Here is an 18,401-nt window from a genome sequence, read left to right as displayed (position 1 = left end):
AAAAAAATACAGGCATATATGAACAACCTTGAATTATATTTTAGCAAATTCAGAAATAATATAATCGGAATTAATCAGCAATTCGATTCACCTTACGGTCCTAAAAAAATTATATATGCCGATTGGATTGCAAGCGGAAGGTTGTACTCTCCAATTGAAAAGTCCCTGCTCGAAAACTTCGGCCCTTTTGTTGGCAATACACACTCAGAATCGTCGATTACGGGAACATCAATGACCAAGGCCTATCATGGCGCAAAAGAAATAATTAAAAAGCATGTTAATGCTAGACAAAGTGATCTCCTAATTTTTGCCGGTTTTGGTATGACTGCAGCAGTAAACAAATTTCAAAGATTGCTGGGTCTAAGGATTTGTGAACAATTATCAAAGTATACTAACATACCAAAGGAAGAAAAGCCGGTTGTTTTTATAACACACATGGAACACCATTCCAATCAGACTTCATGGCTTGAGACTATTTGTGATGTTGTAATAATTGAACCCGATGAGAACGGGTTAATAAATTTAGACCACTTCGATCACCTTCTAAAACTTTATCAGGATAGAAAATATAAGCTCGGTTCATTCACAGCTGCATCAAATGTGACAGGGATTCATGCCCCTTATCACCGACTGGCAAAAATGATCCACGAATATGGAGGAATTTGTTTTGTCGATTTTGCCGCCGCTGCGCCTTACGTCGATATTAATATGAATCCTGAAGATCCGATGGAAAAACTCGATGCTATTTTCTTTTCACCTCACAAATTCCTTGGAGGACCTGGTACTTCGGGTGTTTTAATTTTCGATTCTAAACTATATAACAGAAGAGTCCCAGACCACCCCGGTGGTGGAACGGTCGACTGGACCAATCCATGGGGAGGACATAAATATATTCAAGACATCGAAGCACGGGAAGACGGCGGTACACCCGGATTTCTTCAAGCAATTAAGACTGCTCTTGTAATCAAATTGAAGGAAGAGATGGGTACGACTAATATGTCCGAAAGAGAGAAACATCTGCTCGATAAAGTTTTTAACCGCCTTGCCTCAATACCTTCATTGCATATTCTTGCTCAAGAGACCAAGGAGCGACTTGGGATAATTTCATTCTATGTAGAAGATATTCATTATAATCTTATGGTAAAATTACTGAATGATTGTTATGGAATTCAGGTTAGAGGCGGTTGTTCGTGTGCCGGTACTTACGGACACTACCTGCTCCATGTTGACCCAACCAGGTCGAAAAGAATAACCGATAAAATAAACAACGGCGACCTTTCGGAAAAACCCGGCTGGGTTAGATTATCGATTCATCCAACCATGACAGACCAGGAACTCGATTATGTTCTAACAGGCATTGAAGATGTTATTAAGAATAATGTTGAATGGTTAAAAGATTATTATTACTCATCAAGGACAAATGAGTTTTATCACAATTCCACAAGCGGAAAGGAATATGAAATAATTAATAGCTGGTTTTCCTTCTGATTAAGGTTTGTGTTAATTTCTAACATGACCTCGTAGAGATGCCAGTAGGGATCAACACAATTCCAAAAAGTTTTTTACTACCTGGATACCAGCATCACCTGATTCTTCCGGTTTAAACTGAATCCCATAGTAGTTAACCTTATTCAGTGCCGCAGTAAAATCAATTTCAAACTTAGATTCTGCAATTGTATAATCTGAAAGAGGCAAATAAAGTGAATGTGAAAAGTAAAAACTTGATTGGTTTGTTATGCCTTCAAATAAAATCGATTTTTTCAAATTATTAATTTTATTGAAACCTTGGTGGGAGCGGTCGACTTTAGCCTGATCGAACTTCTGGGCTGACCCTGATAAGACACTTAGACAAGAGATGTTTGATTCCAATACTTCATTGCATAATAGAAGCATTCCGAGGTCAATCCCCAGAAATGGTTTTATTAAAATTCTGAGCATTGTAAAAAGATTGGACTTATGAAGCTTTTTTACGATTGAAGAAATATCACCGCTCGCCGAGAGAATTATTTTATCGGATCTGAGTATATCAATTTCTTTTTCCGATTTAATAAAATCACAATTCAATCCATATAATATTTTTTCGATCGATACATGCTCTTTATCAATATATTCAACCAATGCAATCAAGTTCTTTTCCAGATTTAACAATTAAAATACTAATTGGGCAATTACCCTTCTATAATTAATTTTTAGTAAACTAAATTAACTACTTAAAGAATGTCAGCTCTTTAATTTAAGGGATCTGGCTGCGTCCGTTACTGCACCGATTTTCGATGCAAATCCGTCTTTATTTTTTATCTGATCATCCGTTACGAAATGGACATCCAGCAATCCGTTTGATTTATAACCGGTACGCAGATAATTTATTTCACTAAGACACAAACTCCACCCTTCAAACCAGACACTCAAAAGATTTGTATCGCATTTATTTTTATCGATATGAACAATCAGGTCCACGTCACTCTCCGGTCCGGAGACGGCATTCTTTGTACTTCCGAAAACATATAATCCCCTCACACCGAACCTGGCGCCGTCGAGTTCGGAAGCAATTTTTTCGGCCATTTTCATACGCCACCGCCAATGGTCGCTTGAATGAATCTCGAAACTGCTTTTAATATCCCTATCAGATAACTTTTCAGAAGAAGGAAGCATGAAAATTCCCATTGCTTCATCAATTTCTGCATTTACAAGCACCCTTAAAATATAGCCGTCGGTCATTTCAGGAATATCGATTACTTTTACCGTATCAGCCAGATGACTATACTCACTAACCAGTTCAGGGAAAATATTTTTTGAATTGTTTAGAAATGCGGAATTAAAAATTATGCCATCATCATCCGGGTATAGCGGAAGATACCTGATATTTGCCTCCACAAGATCCTGGAAAAAGTGAGTACCGAAAGATAAATCAGGTACATAATTCCCTTTTTTACGCGCTACTTCGATCAGCATAGCAGTATTATTAATGTCGGAATAGGTTACACTAACACCAAGTTTAATGTCACCCCGGCTTCCCCATCTGCCCGGACCCATCAAAATAAATTTTCTCTTTGGAAGAAGTTTATTCAATTTCCCTATAGCACGACCAACCTGGAGCATCTTATTCCTGTCCGTAAGCTCAGTATATTTTTGGGGATCTACATAAACAATGTGTGATATTTCAGGGACTTTACCGTTCGATATATGCCGGTTCGCAGTAAAAACGACTCGATCGGTTTGCACATCCCTGGGAATCGGGTCTGAAGTGGTTTCCCCGTGAAAACTCTGAGGCCGGCACTGCAGCAGGTAGAAATCATTTCCGCTGCTGGCGAATTCAATGTCAACAGGAGTTTTCATTTTTTCCTGGAGGACTTTTAGAATTGCGTCAACTTTCTTTAAGAAATCTGTTTTTGTAACCAGTCCGTCGAAAGAAACAAGGTACTCTGCTTTGGAATCTTCTATCTGATATGTCATTGGCTGGCGGATCATATTACCCTGAATAACTGAGAATACTTTGTCGAAAGACGGATACTTATGCCCGCAATGTTTAAGCAGCTTATGAATTGAAATCGTTTCAAAGTCGTTTGTCTTAAGATTAATAACATCAATCTTCTTCGGTGAATACCGGAACATTTCATCCGGCGAAATATTTATTTTTAATTTCGGCTGACCGGGTGACACGAGTACAGGGTAATCATCGCTGAGCCTGTCAACAGCTCTCGTTCCGATGCCCGCGACAATTCTAACCAACCCATCTTCACGCTTGATTCTTGGAGACCATCTGAATTCATTATTGCTGAATGCAACTCCGGCAAACGCGGGGAGAAAGTAATCACCGACTTTTTCACCTACCACTTCCTGAATCATAACTCCCATTTCTTCGTGAAAGTCGAGTAATCCCCTTTCGGAACGGTATTCGATAGGATCGGGACTGAAAGTAGAAGCATAAACTTCTGCGATAGCATCCATTAATGCTGAAAGTCTCTGGGGTTTTGTTCCCTGATTTGCAAGAAAGAGGCTTTTGTATTTTCCTGAGAAAGCAGCGCCCATCTGATCTTCGAGCAAACTTGAACTTCTTACTACAAGCGGATTATCACCGAGATCGTCAAGCGCAACCGACAACCCTTTCAATATATCGGGAGGAAATTCCGAGTTTTTAAATAAATGAACAATGTGCGGATATTCAATTCTGATCTCATCAACTTCCTTGTACTTCTGTTCAAAAACCTCTTCCAGGTTGTTATACTGCATAAAATAGAGAACTGCATCGGATGTAATGAACCAGGTTTTTGGAGTTCTCACGTCACGCAGCAATTCATTATTTCCTGCTTCCTGTTGAAGTATATGATATGCGAGAAAAATTCCGGCACTTTTTCCGCCGAGTTTTCCATGACTACCCGGAGGGAAAATCATTTTATCAATAAGCCGGTAAAAATCCGTCAGCTTTACATACTCTTTTGCAATGCTTATATAATCTAATTGATCTGTAAAGAACCTTCTCAGCAGAGAAACACGCAGTCCTTTTACAGTTGAGGGGGGTAATTCAAATTTTTCCGGTGCCATGTGGTAATACTTTCTAATGGCATCTGCAATTTCTGTAAGGGATGTATCCTGACTCTCAACAACTTTAACAAGGGAACTCGATTTATCCTCCTGAATCCATTTCTGGATTCTGCTAAGGATAACATCATCAGGGAGATTTTCATCTGCCAATCGTTGAATTGTTTCAACATACTGATCATAATCAACAATCTTTTTTACTTTAAGCGGTCTGTTTTCATCATAAGCAGAATCTTCTTCGCCAACACGTCTGGCAATACTTGTATGCTTCATAAGCATTTCCGCTTCTTCAACACCCTTCCAGCAGAGTAGATGAAGCATCTTTCTCATGAGGCTGATGAAAAGATTAGGATCTGTTTTACGGATCATATCAAGAACCACACGCCATTCCGGTTTTGAGGTTCCGTGTATCCGTTCCTTAATGGTTTTATATTCTTTAAAAACTACTTTCAGTTTTTGATGAAGGATAAAATGGCCCAGTCTCTCGGCAACTGTATCGAGCAGACGTTTTTCTTCTTTCAGAAAAAGACCGTTTTTTGGTTTATGAATCTCCTTTATATAAAAGACCGAAAGAGTACCAACTTTCTGTTCCTGTACAATTATGTCAGAGGAAAGGACCCATTTTGTTTCTTCGAAATCACCTGTTTGATAAACAATATCGCCATAAGTTAATTTTGCTCTGCAGAGTTCGGGAAATTGAAATGCAGGCGGAATCGCATTAATAACGGTGTCGAAAGCTTCATGAAGAGAAATATCCGAACGGTTGAGACTGCTTTCAACGGTATAGAGGCAATTTAATTCCTTTGCCCGTTCCTTTAATTCAAATACCGAATCTATGTTCTGTTTTTTTGATCTGGTCATAATTGAATGCTCCGATTCCGTTTACAGATACTAGTTATTTGAAAAGTAAAATATAATATGATTCTTTCAAACCGGATTATTGTTTATCAATGGACAGAGATTTGCTGCAAACTTACAAATTATTTTAGGTAAAAAATAACACGGTCTAAAACTGTTTGTTTAAAAAGTAGAATTTAATATTGCTGAAGGTGTGAAAGGATAATACTTAGTAACCGGATTTTAAAAAAACCGGGAACTGTTTTCTCAATTCCCGGATATTAAATACGAAAGGTTTAGAGGATCGGTCTATTAAACCCAGCCTCTGTCTTTACATGCCTGAGCAACACGGCTGATGGAAATAACATAAGCAGCATCTCTCATGTAGAGTTTTCTTTTCCTTGCCAGTTCGCTAACTGCGAGATAAGCAGCCGTCATTTTAGTATCGAGTTTACCGAGGACTTCATCCTTTTCCCAATAATAATTCATATTACACTGAACCTGTTCAAAATAACTGCATGTAACACCACCGGCATTTGCAAGGAAATCAGGAATAACAAAAATTCCCTTTTCCTGTATAATCTTATCAGCTTCAGGTGTGGTTGGGCCGTTTGCACCTTCAGCCATAATTTTCACTTTTTTAGAGATCTTAACAGCATTATCGCCTCTTACCTGATTTTCGAGCGCGCACGGGAGAAGTATATCTACTTCCTGTTCAATCCACGCATCGCCGTCCAGAACCTCATAACCTAATTCTTTCGCTTTAACTTTATCAATACCGCCGAACTTATCTGTAATTTTTAAGAGTTCCTGAAGATTAATTCCGGATTTCCTTCTGAATGTGTAAGAACATTGGTCAGCTTGATCCCAACTGGAAACGCAGATTACTTTTCCACCAAGTTTCTGATAAAGTTCGATAGCATACTGAGCAACATTACCGAATCCCTGAACTGCTGCAGCAGTATCTTCCGGTCTAATACCTAATTCTTTGAGAGCTTCGCGTACCGTATAAATTACTCCGTAACCTGTTGCTTCAGTTCTTCCGAGAGAACCGCCCATACCAACCGGTTTACCTGTAATAAAACCGGGATATTTTGCACCATGGATAGCTTCAAATTCATCTAACATCCATAACATATGCTGAGCATTTGTCATAACATCCGGTGCCGGAACGTCATTAATCGGCCCTACATTCTTTGCCATCTGTCTTACGAATCCGCGGCAGATGTGCTCCTGTTCCTGCATACTTAAATGGTGAGGGTCGCAAATTACTCCGCCCTTACCACCGCCTAACGGTATATTTACAACTGCACATTTCCACGTCATCCACATTGCTAAAGCTCTAACTGTATCGACAGTTTCATGGGGATGAAATCTGATGCCGCCTTTTGCAGGACCGCGTGCATCATTATGCTGAACTCTGAATCCTCTAAATACTTTTGATGTTCCGTCATCCATTTTTACAGGAATACTGAAATGATATTCTCTTAACGGATTGCGGAGAAGCTGACGTGTTGCTTCATCAAGATTTAATATCTCGGCAACTTTGTCAAATTGTGCTTGTGCCATTTCAAAGGGATTAAATTCTTTACTTGCCATTGATAACCTCGGACTGAATTATGTTTTATAATCAACCTGGAGAACCAATCAGATTAACTTCCCTTGTGTTAACCTATGGCTCGTTTACAATCCAAGTCCTAAAATTTACATGTGAAAAATAGACAGTATTGACTTCTTAAACAAACAAAATGGGGATGAATAGAGGGAATAAAAGATTCACTTTTCCGGTTTAATCAACCTCTTTCCGAATAATGGGAATCGGACAGATTTTTGAGCATTTCAGCCCCTTTTTCGGGAGTTAAATCCCGCTGCGGCTGAGCCAGCATTTCATATCCGACCATAAACTTTTTAATTTCTGCCGACCTTAATAGAGGCGGATAAAAGTGAATATGCCAGTGCCATTCTTTATAATCCTTTCCATCCGTCGGTGCCTGGTGGAATCCCATCGAATATGGAAAAGAATTCTGAAAAATATTATCGTATTTCACAGTTATTACTTTAAGTGCGTCTGCAAGAAATTCTTTCTCTTTCAGGTCCAGATCAAGAAAATTCTGATTGTGTTTCTTTGGAATTACAATCGTCTCAAATGGCCATACGGCCCAGAAAGGCACCATAACAACAAAACCCGCGTTTTCATAAACTATTCTCTCCCCTTTTTTCTTTTCGTGAATTAGGTAATCGCAGAGGAGACAATATTTTTTTTCATCCAGATATTTTTTTTGCTGAAGAGACTCTTTATTAGGTTCATTAGGCATTGAATATTCGGCCCATATTTGTCCGTGCGGGTGTGGATTGCTGCATCCCATAAGTTCACCCTTGTTTTCGAAAATAGTAACATAATTTATTTTATCGTGACTGCCGAGTTCTTTGAATTCATTTATCCATACATCCACTACTTTAAGAATCGACGCTTTATTCATTTCGGCAAGAGAAAGGTTATGATTCGGGGAAAAGCAGATGACACGACAGATACCGGGTTCAGAACTAGCAACCAGAAGATCGAATTCATTTACTTCTTTTTCACCTGAATCGATAAGCAGTGCGCTGAAGTCGTTTTCAAATACAAATGTAGAATCATATACCGGATTAATATGACCACCCGCCCGGGAATTTCCGGGACATAAATAACAGGAGGGATCATATATCACATCATTCTTCTTTTGAACTGTTTCAATCTTGCCCTGCCACGGCCTTCTTGAGCGATGCGGCGAGACAAGAGTCCACTCGCCGGTTAAAATGTTTTTTCTCTTGTGAGGTAATTCATTCAGTTCCATTTTTTTTTAACCATTATCCCGAATATTCTGTTTTGAATTATTTATTAAACTGTTCTATTTTACAAACAAGCATATGAAATTTATCCAATAAAATAAAGAAAGGTGAATTGATGAACAGACTTTTGAAATATTCTATTTTGCTTTTTCTTATCTCGTTTACTATTTCAGCACAAACAATCAAATATCCTGATACAAGGAAGGTAGATCACAAGGATAATTATCACGGAACAATTGTAGCGGACCCTTACCGGTGGCTTGAAGACGACAATTCCCCGGAAACTAAGAAATGGATTGAGGAGCAGAACAAAATTACTTTCGATTACCTTGATAAAATTCCATACAGAGATAGAATAAAGGATAGACTTACAGATTTGTGGAATTATGAAAAGTACTCCGCACCATATAAAATTGGCGATAAGTATATTTTTTCCAAGAACGACGGACTGCAGGAGCAGAGTGTATTTTACATCCAGAAAGGATTAAGCGGTACGCCGGAATTATTTCTCGATCCGAATAAATTTTCCAGTGATGGTTCGGTGAGCCTTGCTGGACTCAGTTTTTCAAATGATTACAAATTTGCATCTTATATGATTTCCAAGGGAGGATCCGACTGGCGGGAAATATTTGTGATGGATGTGGATTCAAAAAAAGTGCTGAACGACCATATCAAATGGTCAAAGTTCAGCGGTACCTCATGGTACGAAGACGGATTTTTCTACAGCCGCTATGATGAACCTAAAGCCGGCGACGAACTGAAACAAGCGAATGAGTTTCAAAAACTCTATTATCATAAACTTGGAACCCCACAATCGGAAGATCTCCTTATACTTGAGGATAATCAAAATCCGAAACGACTCTTTGGATCTTCTGTAACAGACGATGAGAGATTTCTAATTATAAGCGTCATGCAGGGCTCTTCCAGCTATAACGGAATAATGTATAAAGACCTTGTGAATAACGGGGAGATAAAATGGCTCTTCGATAAGTTTGATGCGGAATATTATGTTATCGATAATATCAATGATAAGTTTCTTGTTCAAACCGATCTTAATGCACCAAACAGAAAGATAGTCCTTGTCGATCCTGAAAATCCGTCGAATGAGAAATGGGTAACTCTGATTCCGGAAAGTAAAGATGTAATGCAGAGTATCTCAGTAATCGGCGGTAAAATTATAATTGCGTATCTCAAGGATGCCAACAGCAAAGTCTCTGTTTTCGATACCTCAGGAAAATATTTATACGACGTAGAACTGCCGACTGTAGGATCTGTCGGCGGTTTCGGCGGAGACAAAGAGGACACAGAAACATTCTACACATTTACTTCATTCACATATCCTCCAACTATTTACAAGTACGATGTAACAAACAATCAATCGGAATTATTCAGGAAATCAGATGTTAAATTTGAGATGAACGATTACGAGACAAAACAGATATTTTACGTAAGTAAGGACGGTACGAAGGTGCCCCTCTTCATAGTACATAAAAAAGGACTGAAACTTGACGGAAGCAATCCGACTTTACTATATGCATACGGAGGATTTAATATTTCAATGCAGCCGGGATTTTCCGTTGCCCGGATTCCCCTTCTGGAAAACGGAGCTGTCTATGCAATGGCATGCTTAAGAGGCGGTAATGAATACGGCGAAGAATGGCATAAAGCGGGAATGCTCGAGAAGAAACAGAATGTATTTGATGATTTTATTGCCGCGGCCGAATGGCTGATAAAAAATAAATATACGTCGCCAGAAAGACTGGCCATTCAGGGAGGTTCCAACGGCGGACTGCTTGTAGGTGCGGTTATTAACCAGCGTCCGGATCTTTTCAAAGTAGCATTTCCGCAGGTAGGAGTTATGGATATGCTAAGATTTCACAAATTCACAATCGGATGGGCCTGGGTGCCGGAGTATGGAACAAGCGACAATCCCGATCACTTCAAATTCCTCTATGATTACTCCCCTCTCCATAATATTAAACCCGACAAGAATTATCCTGCAACATTAGTAACAACAGCTGATCACGATGACAGAGTTGTGCCTGCTCATTCATTTAAGTACACAGCAACATTGCAGGAGAATAATAAAGGAATTAATCCTACTCTAATTCGCATTGAAACAAAAGTGGGCCATGGTGCTGGGACAAGTACTTCAAAGTCGATTGAGCTATCGGCCGACCTGATGGCATTTATGTTTTTTAATATGGGAATTACTCCCGACTTTTAATTTTTAAGGCGGAACCGATCCGCCTTTTTTAAATTTAATTGAGGTCAATATGCCCGGAATTAATTTAACAAATGGATTAAAGGAAGAATATCAGAATCTTTTTGATCAGTGTATGATCAAAACTGAAAAACTGCCGGAGATCGAAAGAATTATCCAAAAGCTCGTGAATAATAAGAGCAGATACGAAACGGTTGCTGAACAATCGAAAATTCCCTGGTATGTTATCGGTTCATTACACAATATGGAATCTTCCCTCAATTTTAATTGTCACCTGCATAACGGGGATCCGTTGACAAACAGGACAACTCACGTTCCGGCAGGTCGCCCTGTTAGCGGTAATCCGCCGTTCACCTGGGAGGACAGTGCACAGGACTCATTAAAACTCCAGCGCCTCGATACATGGGGCGATTGGAGCATCCCCGGTATTTTATACAAAATTGAAGAATACAACGGCTGGGGATATCGAACCCGTCATCCCGAAGTCTTATCACCTTATTTATGGAGCGGGTCCAATCATTATATCAGAGGAAAATATGTGGCGGACGGCAGGTGGTCCGATACTGCAGTTTCGAGTCAGATAGGTGCCGCCGTAATTATCCGGAGATTAGTGGAAAAAAATCTAATCGAGTTGGAAACCGGTATTGCATCAGAAACGGGCAGACCTCTGATTTATTATTCGACCAGAAGGATAGAATATGGTGAGCAGCTCCAGCAGTTCCTTAATCAATTTCCGGATATTTATTTATTGACCGACGGGAAACCTGGTCAGAAAACTTCTGATGCATTCAAGACGGTAACCGGAAATTATCTCTACGGTGATCCGAGGGAAGAATAAAATTCAAAATTTAATCCGGAAAGGTTTATGATTATTAAAACGCTCAAACAGTTAAAGAGAATAATTATTGCGGTAGTAGGAACAACTATTTTAATCATCGGGATTGCTTTGATTGTATTGCCGGGGCCGGCATTTATTGTGATTCCGGTCGGACTTTCAATTCTTGCGACCGAATTTATCTGGGCAAAACGATTAATGGAGAAATTTAAGGAGAAGCTCTCGAAAATTATTACAAAGAAATAACACTATTAGCGAATTGTTTCGCATTGTGGAAAGTTATTTTAACTTCGGTTCCCTCCTGCTTTTTGCTGGTTATTTTAACAGAAGCGTTATTAAGGTCGCAGTATTTCCTGACTAATGTTAGCCCTAATCCGTTTCCGTCAAATTTCCTTGTGAATCCCTGCTCTTCCTGTGTAAAAACCTGATATAAATTTGTAAGATACTCTTCCGAGATTCCAACACCTGTATCCTTAACATTTATTGTAAGTCTTCCATCATCATCATTATCAACACGAATATCAATTTTCCCATTCATGGTATATTTCACGGCATTATCAATAATATTTCTGAAAATCTGGCAGACAGAATATTCATCTGCCTGAATACTTGGATTTTTAGCCAAACGATGCACGTTCAATACAATCTTTCGTTCATATAACAGTTCATCGAATTCTTTTATAATTTTTACGATACAATTTGAATATAGATCAAATGTTGAAGGAGAATACTTGTATGTACCGCTTTGCAATTCGGCAATTTCGAGCATAAGGTGAATAGTCCTGATAATCCGCTTGCTTGCATTATCAATTATCCCGAAAGTAGTTGTTAGATCGCTGTTCTCAGATCCTTTCATTTCTTCTCTTAGATATTCAATAGAACTCAATATTGCATTAATCGGCGTTCTTATTTCATGAGAAACCTGAGAAAGGAAAACATTCTTCAATTTATCAGATTCTTCCGCTTTTTCTTTTGCCGCTCTTAGTGCTTCCTCAATTTTAAATTGAGCAGTTACGTCTCTTAGTGTTCCTTCAATAATATATTTACCCAGACTTGAGTCATTACGCAGATTACAATTTAGTGTGAAACGCCTTTCACTTTTAGATGAGCTTTTAAGAGAAAACTTAAACTCAGCCAGTTGGTTTTTGTGCATTAAACGGTTTGTAATCTGGTCAAAATTCTTCTCACCGAATAGCAGTTCGTCTTTAAGATTTATTTCTTCATTTTCGGACACACCAAAAAGTATTTTAAAAGAAGAATTGCAGGTAAGGACTTCTCCTTCTAACGACGCCTGGAAAATACCGTCGGACGAATTCTCAAAGATTTCCTTATATTTTTTCTGAGAATCAAAAAGCCTGAGAGTATTAATTACAGAATTCCGCCTGTGCTTATAATTCATTGCGGCAATGACAATCGAAATTACACTTAGAAACATTACGAACAAAACAGAAGCAAAAACATTTTGCAGAATGTAAATCTCACTTTTGTTTATAAGAATCGTTGCGCCGAATATCAGGTTATAATAGATCGCGACAACAATCTGGTCTTTAACTTCCCAGGCTAAAAAAATAGATGATGTAAATACTATTAAAGCTGCAATCTGAGAATTGACTACAAGTGTATTTGGCAATATGACAATAACTATACCGAATGAAATTAGAATTGACAGAAGAAGTGTATGTATCATTAATCCGGGATGTCTGAACCCAAATTCAAAATTTGAAAGAATGAGGATCCAGAACGCAATTGCAATAACATAGAAACGGCAGGCATAGACATAAATTGATACCGTTTCGAAATACTTTACTTCAAATATCAACGCAAATAGACCTGAAATGATTGTTAAAACGGATATTATTCTGAGAGAATTGATTAAGTGTTTTCTGTTCGCTTCGTTGATATGTCCCGCTTCAATTGTATTATGATTATTCTCGATGATTGACTTTGCTTTCAATTTTTTTCGGCTGTGTATTTTAAAAAGTACACTTTAATAGTAACTGTTTAGGATGAATTGAACAGTGACATTTATCACTATTAATGGAATCAGTTAGACAATTGTGATAAGGATTAAACGAAGATGAAGAGAATATCTTCTTTTTTATTCTTTACTGAATATACGCGGCACAATTCTTATTAGTTTAATAAATCCTTTTATTCGAACTCCGGGTTTAGAGTTGTAAAGAAGATTTAACAGACCCTTTAATCCATCATAAACATTTTTACTATACGGATGCCACCAGAGCTGTTTACTGGTAAATGAAAGAAGGTCTTTGACAATTACCTGTGTCTGAGTCATTTCATCAAATCCAAGTTCGCCGTGAGTCCTTCCGATACCGGATTGCTTAAATCCGCCCCAGGGTGTCTCGGCCAGGCCATGACTCATAAGATGATCGTTTATCGTAACAACACCGGCTTTAATACACCTGGCAATTTTTTCTGCTTTGTGCTGACTGCCTGACCATACTGATCCTGTAAGGCCGAGGTATGAATCGTTTGCCAGTTTTATCGCTTCTTCAATACTGTTAAATTTCATAACACCAACTACCGGCCCGAATGTTTCGTCCTTCATTACCATCATATCATGATTAACATCAACAAGAACAGTGGCAGGAAGAAAGTTAGCTCCGGTATTTTCCGGGATGCCCGACTGCGCATACACTTTAGCTCCCTTATTTAAAGCATCCTGAATATGTTCCTGAACAGTGTCGATTTGCCGGGTAGTAGTCATACACCCAAACTGTGTACGATAGCAATCATTTTTTGTAACTACCAGTTTCTCTATTTTATTTTTTAGTGCGGAAAGAAATTGATTGTATATTTTTTCATCAACATAAATTCGTTCAACTCCTCCGCACGACTGTCCGCAATTCTGAAATCCTGCCCACAACGCACCCGAAGCAGCTCTCTCGATATCAGCATCATCGCATACAATCATGGCGTCGTTACCACCCAATTCCAAGCATAATGGTGTTAGAGTAGCAGCCGATTTTTCAAGAAGGTATTTCCCAACCTGAACCGAACCTGTAAAAAATAATTTATCAATACCGCTCTCCAGAAAAGTGTCTCCAGCAATTCTACCCGGTAGATTTATATAGTTGAAGACACCCTCAGGTAGTCCTGCATACTCAATTGCTTTCTTCAGTTCAAGTCCAACCATCTGAGTTTCTGATGCGGTTTTTAATATTATTGAATTACCGGCAAGCAATCCCATGATGACTTCGGAGAACGGAATTGCAAAAGGATAGTTCCAGGGTGAAATGATACCTACTACACCGAAGGGAACTCTTACAAGTTTACTCCTTTTGTTTAAAAGGAAAATATTCCCGCCCTTTATTCTTTTATCTTTTAGAAATTTACCGGCTTCTTTACAATAAAAAGAAACTGCCATTGCGGCCGGTAATATTTCAGTTGCAAGTGCTTCAAGCCTGGTTTTTCCGTTGTCGGAACTGATTACTTCTGCTAATAAGTCGGCATTGGTAACAATATAATCCCGTATCCGAATAATCATTTTTATTCGTTTTTTAAGGGGATATTTCTCCCATACCTTATGAGCGGACTCCGCCTGTTTAATAATCGTATTAAGTTCTTCTCCGGTATGAAGTTCAGATCTTCCGATTTCTTCACCAGTCGCCGGATTGTAACAAATAGTTTCTTTCGTCATTGTGTTTACCCGGTAATTAACTGATATATTCATAATAGGCTTACATGCAATAGTAAATTATGAATTATTTCATAATTTTGTAATTAATAAAAAGATATGATAACATGACACAACAGGATAAAAGTAATTATTTCAAAGGTCTACTGATTCTGATCGGTAAGGATAAAAACATATCCGAAAACGAGAGAAGAAGTTTAAGCGAGCTTGCGAATATATTGGGTTTCGACAGAGTATTTTGCGACAATGCAATTTCTGAACTTCTGGAGAATGAATATATAATTGAAGATCCTCCTGCTTTTTCTAATCCTGATATTGCCAGGGCATTTATAATTGACGGTATCAAAATTGCTTTCTCGGACCATGAGCTTCATATATTTGAATTAAACTGGCTTAAGAGTGTAGCAGATAAAAACTCACTCGAGACTCAATGGTGTATTGATAAATATAATGAATATCAGAAGGATCCGGGAAATGCTGACGTATTTGAAGTCAGGAAATTCTTAAAGAATTCTTAATCAATTAATATTCGGAATATCTTTGCGGAAGGGGGGGGATTCGAACCCCCGGTCCGACGAAAGCCGGACAACGGTTTTCGAGACCGCCGCATTCAACCACTCTGCCACCTTTCCGAATTAATTCTTTTGTTTTTTGAGAATTTTCAAGGTCTAATTTAGTTGCACTTTATAAATAATCCAAGTCTAAAAGTATCCTGAGTATGCAAATAGTGTGCAGTTTCTTAAAACCTACAGCATTATTTAAAGAACTTGACATAAAATGAGAGAACCAAAACGCAAAAGTAAAGGGTGTCCACTCCCCTATAAACCGCTTCGGTTATCTCAAAAGAACTTTGCCTGTTGATAGCTTTTACTTTTTACAAATGTGAGGATTTATTTTGTTTATTTCAATATTGCCAATGATGAGAAAATCAATTGTATAATAATTCAAAACCTTTTGTAAACAATATTGCTTACCATCGAGTTTTTTTTTATTTTAAATTAAAATTCTAGCTTATTTATGTTCAAAGAAGAAATACACCTAGTAAATAAGTTCTGCAAAAACATTTCAAAAAAAAGACAACCCTTAAAACTCAAAAAAACAAATACTGAATTTGGTCACCCTTCAGGCCGAGTTGATATTATTGGTCTTTCTCCAAATAATGAAATAATTGCAATTGAAGCCAAATTAAAAAATTGGAAAATTGCTCTCCATCAAGCCTATAAAAACACATCATTCGCACATTATTCTTATGTTTTACTTCCTCCTGAATCTTTGAAATCTGCAATAAAAAACCAACAAGAATTTAATATTCGTAATGTTGGTTTGTTTACATTAAACAATGACAACATCGAAATTATTTTTCAAGCAAATAAAAATAGTCCTTTCTTGGTCAAGATAACAAAAAAAGCCGTTGATTTATTAGACAAATAGAAACCTAATGATACAAAGATCGATGTTGATTGACGTCGCTAATGAATTTGGCCAACAACGAGGTTATAAATCAGTTGAATTTGTTGGTAAAGGTGGATTCAAAGAATGTTTTAAAATTGTAGACCAACATGATAATGAATTTGCATTAAAAATAATTGATTTGAACAATAGCGATTTGAGACGCATCGAAAGAGAAATGTTGATTCTTGCTACTTGTGATAGCCCCCTCATCAACAAACTATATGAATTCGGAAACTTTGTGGACAAATCATTTAATTCTTTTTCATTTTCGGTTGAAGAATATTTAGGAGGTGGAACTTTAGAAGAGAAATTAAATACAGGATTAACAAAAGAAAATATTGTTGAACTTGGTACAAGTCTCATTGAAGTTTTGGTTTATATAAAAGATAAAAATATTGTTCACCGAGATATCAAACCTGCCAATATTATGTTTAGATACAATTCTACTATTCCAGTCTTAGTTGACTTTGGGATTGCCAGAGACCTCAATCGCACATCACTTACACCAACTTGGTTGCCTTCTGGTCCCTGTTCGCCTTATTATGCATCACCAGAGCAACTAAATAATGAAAAAGATCTCATCGATTGGAGAACTGATCAATTTTCAATTGGGATTGTAATTGGTGAATGCTTTTATGGTACACACCCATTTAAGAATCATAAAGGATCAAATGATGATGCTGTATCAAATGTTGCATCAAGGAAAAAATGTGCTACTGAATTTGTTTCTCTGTCGAATTCCCTTGGAGTAAGTATTATATTAAGGATGCTGGAACCATGGCCTCATCGAAGATATCAGAACCCGCAAGAACTTCTTAACCTTTTCAAAAATTTGAGGTGAAAATGGCTGCTTATTTTCAGATGGGACATGATACTGAAAATCTAATTGGTGAAAAAGACCTTGAGCTTTTTAAGGGAATTATCCTAAGTCCATTAAATCGTACTCCAAAAGAAATTCAAGATAGTGTCTCACTATTTAGAACAAAAGGAGAATTCGACATTGTATTTGATCCTCAACTGTATTTTCCAAGATCAAAAAGAGGTAAGCTGAAAACTCACAAATATTTCCCTATTGATTTTGAAACAGGGGATTTAAATAATCGAAGTTGGTGGAACCCAATAATAAATCAATTGTCAATCTATGCTAATTTTTTTGATATTGATTCATTTTGTTCTCCCGTGATTCTGTCAAAGAGTTGGCGTCTGGATTATTATAAATTATGTGCTGAGATAAAAGATTCATTGAGAAATCAAATTAAAAAGAACAATCCCTTAAAAAAATGTTATCAAACAGTTCTAATAAATGTGAAGGATTTAACAGATGAAGATAAAATTATGCGAACCGCTACTGTAATTTCCGCTTCAGAATCAGATGGTTTTTATGTTGTGTTTGTAAATGATCTTCATCCAAGAAAAGAATCTAGAGATCAGGATACGATTTTAGGATCGATGAAATTTATTAGTGAATTAAAATCTTCAAACGTACCTATTCTGGTTTCTCATTGTTCGTCAGATATGATCTTGTATAAGTATGCTGGTGCACATCATTGCGCGAGTGGTAAGTTTTTTAATTTACGACGTTTTACCGAATCACGTTTTGATGAAAGTAGTGAAGGAAAGGGGCAATTAGCATATTGGTTTGAACACTCATTATTAGGATTCCTAAGAGAAATCGACTTATTAAGAATTCAGAATAGTAACTTAAATATCATTAATAACGGACTTACAAAAAATTTTTGGTCCAATAAAATATTAGACAATTTTAAATCAATTGATTCTAAACCTTGGATTAAATTTGGTTGGAGGCAGTATTTATCAACTTTCAGTTCAATTGAAAAAGCAATCGATGTAGATAAAAATTCAGTGATCAAATGGATTAGAGATGCAAAGCACAACTGGAATATTTTAAAACAAATCCCAATTTTTCTTGATGAACCAAAGAATGATGGGTCATGGTTGATCGCATGGGAAAAGGCTATAGTAAATTTTAATAACCAACTGTAATCAATTTGACAAATAAGTTTATC

14 protein-coding genes and 1 tRNA gene are annotated in these 18,401 nt (G+C 37.4%); 8 read left to right on the top strand and 7 right to left on the bottom strand.

The features are described from left to right. Positions 1–18: 18 nt before the first annotated feature. The gene (locus PLZ15_09305; GenBank protein HOI29938.1) at positions 19–1,488 is read left to right on the top strand and encodes an aminotransferase class V-fold PLP-dependent enzyme; all 1,470 of its coding nucleotides are present in this window, start codon (positions 19–21) and stop codon (positions 1,486–1,488) included. 51 nt (positions 1,489–1,539) lie between these two features. Here the strand turns inward: PLZ15_09305 and hisH are convergent, their stop codons facing one another. From hisH to PLZ15_09285, 4 genes are all read right to left on the bottom strand, one after another. Then, positions 1,540–2,127 carry an imidazole glycerol phosphate synthase subunit HisH gene (hisH, locus tag PLZ15_09300; GenBank protein HOI29937.1) on the bottom strand — a complete coding sequence of 196 codons (588 nt, stop codon included), beginning with the start codon at positions 2,125–2,127 and terminating at the stop codon, positions 1,540–1,542. 93 nt (positions 2,128–2,220) lie between these two features. After that, complete coding sequence (locus tag PLZ15_09295; GenBank protein HOI29936.1) at positions 2,221–5,400, bottom strand: PEP/pyruvate-binding domain-containing protein; 3,180 nt, start codon at positions 5,398–5,400, stop codon at positions 2,221–2,223. 288 nt (positions 5,401–5,688) lie between these two features. Further along, positions 5,689–6,975, bottom strand: coding sequence for a Glu/Leu/Phe/Val dehydrogenase (locus PLZ15_09290; protein ID HOI29935.1), 1,287 nt, complete (start codon positions 6,973–6,975; stop codon positions 5,689–5,691). Between the two features lie 194 nt (positions 6,976–7,169). After that, positions 7,170–8,210: a UDP-glucose--hexose-1-phosphate uridylyltransferase gene (locus PLZ15_09285; protein ID HOI29934.1), complete on the bottom strand. Its 1,041-nt coding sequence runs from the start codon at positions 8,208–8,210 to the stop codon at positions 7,170–7,172. A 110-nt stretch (positions 8,211–8,320) separates the two neighbouring features. On the opposite strand from PLZ15_09285, the gene PLZ15_09280 reads away from it, so the two are divergent. From PLZ15_09280 to PLZ15_09270, 3 genes are read left to right on the top strand one after another with little or no spacing between them, the layout of a single operon-like run. Continuing rightward, positions 8,321–10,432 carry a prolyl oligopeptidase family serine peptidase gene (locus PLZ15_09280; protein ID HOI29933.1) on the top strand — a complete coding sequence of 704 codons (2,112 nt, stop codon included), beginning with the start codon at positions 8,321–8,323 and terminating at the stop codon, positions 10,430–10,432. A 49-nt stretch (positions 10,433–10,481) separates the two neighbouring features. Beyond that, entirely contained in the window at positions 10,482–11,267 is a 786-nt protein-coding gene (locus tag PLZ15_09275) for a hypothetical protein (GenBank protein ID HOI29932.1), read from the top strand. A gap of 27 nt (positions 11,268–11,294) precedes the next feature. After that, positions 11,295–11,510 (top strand): PGPGW domain-containing protein, encoded by a 216-nt coding sequence (locus PLZ15_09270; GenBank protein ID HOI29931.1) that lies wholly within the window; start codon positions 11,295–11,297, stop codon positions 11,508–11,510. Here PLZ15_09270 and PLZ15_09265 read toward each other — a convergent pair. Next, positions 11,497–13,218 carry a PAS domain-containing sensor histidine kinase gene (locus PLZ15_09265; GenBank protein HOI29930.1) on the bottom strand — a complete coding sequence of 574 codons (1,722 nt, stop codon included), beginning with the start codon at positions 13,216–13,218 and terminating at the stop codon, positions 11,497–11,499. The genes PLZ15_09270 and PLZ15_09265 overlap by 14 nt on opposite strands. Positions 13,219–13,362: 144 nt before the next feature. Beyond that, on the bottom strand, positions 13,363–14,925 hold the full coding sequence (locus PLZ15_09260) for an aldehyde dehydrogenase family protein (protein HOI29929.1): 1,563 nt from the start codon (positions 14,923–14,925) through the stop codon (positions 13,363–13,365). A 104-nt stretch (positions 14,926–15,029) separates the two neighbouring features. Between PLZ15_09260 and PLZ15_09255 the strand changes: the two genes are divergently transcribed. After that, entirely contained in the window at positions 15,030–15,440 is a 411-nt protein-coding gene (locus tag PLZ15_09255; protein HOI29928.1) for a hypothetical protein, read from the top strand. A gap of 25 nt (positions 15,441–15,465) precedes the next feature. Here PLZ15_09255 and PLZ15_09250 read toward each other — a convergent pair. Then, positions 15,466–15,554, bottom strand: a tRNA-Ser gene (locus PLZ15_09250). Positions 15,555–15,939: 385 nt separating this feature from the next. On the opposite strand from PLZ15_09250, the gene PLZ15_09245 reads away from it, so the two are divergent. Genes PLZ15_09245 through PLZ15_09235 form a run of 3 tightly spaced genes read left to right on the top strand, consistent with a single transcriptional unit; the run spans position 15,940 to position 18,378 of the window. Then, positions 15,940–16,353, top strand: a complete 414-nt coding sequence (locus tag PLZ15_09245; GenBank protein HOI29927.1) for a hypothetical protein — start codon at positions 15,940–15,942, stop codon at positions 16,351–16,353. 22 nt (positions 16,354–16,375) lie between these two features. Then, positions 16,376–17,215 carry a serine/threonine-protein kinase gene (locus tag PLZ15_09240; protein ID HOI29926.1) on the top strand — a complete coding sequence of 280 codons (840 nt, stop codon included), beginning with the start codon at positions 16,376–16,378 and terminating at the stop codon, positions 17,213–17,215. 2 nt (positions 17,216–17,217) lie between these two features. After that, a complete protein-coding gene (locus tag PLZ15_09235) occupies positions 17,218–18,378 on the top strand; it encodes a hypothetical protein (protein ID HOI29925.1) in 1,161 nt (386 codons plus the stop codon). Positions 18,379–18,401 lie beyond the last annotated feature (23 nt).

The organism is Melioribacteraceae bacterium, assembly GCA_035362835.1.
In the GTDB taxonomy this organism is placed as follows: Bacteria; Bacteroidota; Ignavibacteria; order Ignavibacteriales; family Melioribacteraceae; genus DSXH01.
The sequence above is the reverse complement of the archived record's forward strand: the minus strand, read 5'-3'. Positions and strand labels throughout refer to the sequence as shown.